The organism is Roseiarcus sp., from assembly GCF_052145395.1.
Taxonomy (GTDB): domain Bacteria; phylum Pseudomonadota; class Alphaproteobacteria; order Rhizobiales; family Beijerinckiaceae; genus Roseiarcus.
Genome location: NZ_JBKQOT010000378.1, coordinates 1 through 2,644, shown reverse-complemented (window position 1 = coordinate 2,644; position 2,644 = coordinate 1). Strand labels below are relative to the sequence as shown.

At 60.2% G+C, this 2,644-nt stretch carries 2 protein-coding genes and 1 pseudogene; all 3 read right to left on the bottom strand.

What is annotated here, in order from left to right:
• A pseudogene (locus tag ACLP25_RS12620) lies at positions 1-572 on the bottom strand (acyl-homoserine-lactone synthase); the annotation flags it as partial.
• Between the two features lie 413 nt (positions 573-985).
• On the bottom strand, positions 986-1,747 hold the full coding sequence (locus tag ACLP25_RS12615) for a LuxR family transcriptional regulator (protein ID WP_442469537.1): 762 nt from the start codon (positions 1,745-1,747) through the stop codon (positions 986-988).
• Positions 1,748-2,405: 658 nt separating this feature from the next.
• On the bottom strand, positions 2,406-2,644 hold a 239-nt coding region (locus ACLP25_RS12610), incomplete at its 5' end, for a response regulator transcription factor (RefSeq protein ID WP_442469536.1).

The window sequence follows — 2,644 nt, the reverse complement described above, 5'->3', positions numbered from 1 at the left end:
AGTTCCCGAGCGCCTGGCGCGAGAACGGAATCGCCCATTTGCAGCTCGTTGCGGAATGCCTCCAACCGTTCAGGGTTCGGCTCGAACAGAGCGGCGTAGGCAGTCACATCGCCGATCCGCTGTGGTCGTCCGATGACCTCGGGCTCGCATCCGACCGCCTTCAGGACCCGCAGGATGCGCGTATCGAACACCGAGACGATCTGGGTCAGACCGGCAAGAAGCGCCACCTCGCCGATCCCCGCGATCAGTTCGCTCAGAACATAGCCAACGCCGTTCTTCATTCGCTCCGGCTGCCCCGCCGCCGCGACCGCGCAAATGCGCGAGCTCTCCCAGATGCTCGCGCTCTCCACCACCTCGCCCTCCTCGAGCAGCTGAGGGAAAACGTCACGCAGCATATTCGGGCCGGTTGTCGGGAGGAGTCGGAGCGAGCCCTAGTAGGCGCCTGACTCGGGGTCGACGGATACAAGATACAGGGGATTGAGATCGTCAAACCGGTCCCGCTCGTACCCGTCTCTCACCTCGACCTCCCAGCCCAACCGCTTCCCGAAGATTTCGGCGCGGTTGCGGAACATGGCATCCATGTCGCGGGGGAAACGGTACGCATAGGCGCCTTCGATCAGCTTCAACATTTCGTGTGCTCCTCTAAGCAAAAAAAGGTCGCCGAATTCGCCGAGCGTTCGGCGGCAGTGGTCGACCGCGCCTAGGGGTGGCGCCCCGCCGTCCAATCAGCAAGCTTCTTGAAAAGCGGAATAACGATCAAAACTGGCAAAGAAGATTGGCCAACTGCCCCGCAATTGATGAAGACTGCAATGTTCGAAGTGAATTCAAGCGCTTGGCTCGGCGCTGATTATCCCCAACCGCCGGATTTAGGATTAATAATCATCCCGCTCCAATGGGAGCAGTTAAGCTGGGCGGCAAATTCGTCATCCGATGCTGCCGCTTAACCTCGGCTCATGGCCGTCGCTGATCGCCGCTCGGGAGCTGGCTATAGCGGCGCCTGTGGCGGAATCACGCCGGTCGCAACGGCGACGGCGATCGCATGGGTCAGGTTCATGCAGTGCAGTTTGTGACGGGCGACGTCGAGGTGGACCTTCACACTGCTGAAGCCGATATCGAGGAGGTCGGCGATTTCCTTGTGGGTTTTGCCTCTTGCCGCCCAGGTCAGGCACTGCCCTTCGCGCTGCGACAACCTGATTGGATCGGGGGGAAGGTTCGAATTCCTGTTCGCCGCCGAATCGATCAGGACCGCCAGCTTCTGAAGGCCGATCATGTTTCCGAGTTTAAAGCGATCCCATTCCGGTTTTTCATGGTCGCTGCTGAAGGAAACCAGCGCCTGACCGCCCCTGCCGGTCCGAACCGGGACTGACAGGCCGTTCCGTCCAACGCCGTGTCTTATCGAGTCGGCAAAGAAAGCCAGGATAGCCGGATCGTCGGGCCCCAGCGTTTCCCAGTCGAATGGGAGCAGGGCCTTCCGGCCATGGGCGACCACTGGATCGGAGTGCACATAGCCGCTCACGAAGTACCGCGTCTGCCACGCTCTCGAATAGGTGGCGACCGCCGTCGACAAGCAGGAGTCGCATTCCTTATCGGACGCGAACCGCACGTAGGCTATGTGGCGTATCCCGATCTCGGACGCGATCGCTTCCAGCGCATCGCCGAGATCCTGCGTGTCAAAACCCAGAATCGCGTCGGTCAGCCTTATCGCGGACCTGTCGATATTGACCGCGTCTGGTCCGCGCCGTGGCATCAGAATCCCTCTGGCGTCTCGCGGTCAAGGCGAACGCTTCGACACGCGCGCCGAAGCGCGGCCCAAGGCCAAAGTCGGATCCGGTCGGAGACGAAGCCGCGCTCTTCTACAGCCTTACGCATGGTGTTCGGCGCCGCAAAAGATTGTTTCGTGGACTTCCCCGACCGGCCAAACTGTTACCAAATATTTACCAGATGCGATAGACTACGGCGGCGACGAAAGCAATCATATCATGGGCCGTTGCCGGTTCGTTCCTCAGTTCAAGGCTTCGTAGAGTGACGCCTTCGCGAAACGCATGGATAAGGAATCGTCATATCCCTTCCGAATTGTTGAAGCGAGCCACTGGAGGATTCGTTACTGGGTCGCCCCGCGCCCGCAAAAAAATTCAGCTAGAGCCGTCCGCCAAAGCCCCGGCGGGCCACCCAGGAGGAACATTCGACCCGGACCACTCAATGGGGGCCGGTCAGATGCCTTGAAGAATTTCGTCTGCCGACCCGGTTTCCCGGATTTCGTCTTGGAAGCAGTTTGCCGCGGCAACGACCGACACCTCGGCCAGAAGGCCGGCAGTCGTCCGCGCGGGGTCTTGGCGATTCGAAGCAACAGCTGGCAGGGAGGTCCGATGCCGGTGCGCCCGCGAGGGGGCCCATCGATGAAGGGCTTACGTCCTCATCGCCACCTCGGTTCGATTCTTCGCATTGAACTTCTTCATGACATTGCGCACGTGCACCTTCACCGTGCTTTCACACATATTGAGCTCGTAGGCGATGACCTTATTCGACTTGCCTTCCTTTATCGCTTTCACGACCAAGTGTTCGCGGTCAGTGAGAATGCCGCCCGGTTGGAGCGTCTTCTGCGGCGAGAGGCCAAGCTGGTCTGCCGCGAAAACGTGGTCCGTTG

Coding starts and splice junctions, on each gene's coding strand:
- ACLP25_RS12615 (WP_442469537.1), bottom strand. CDS start 1,747: ATGCCACGGCGCGGACCAGACGCGGTCAATATCGACAGGTCCGCGATA.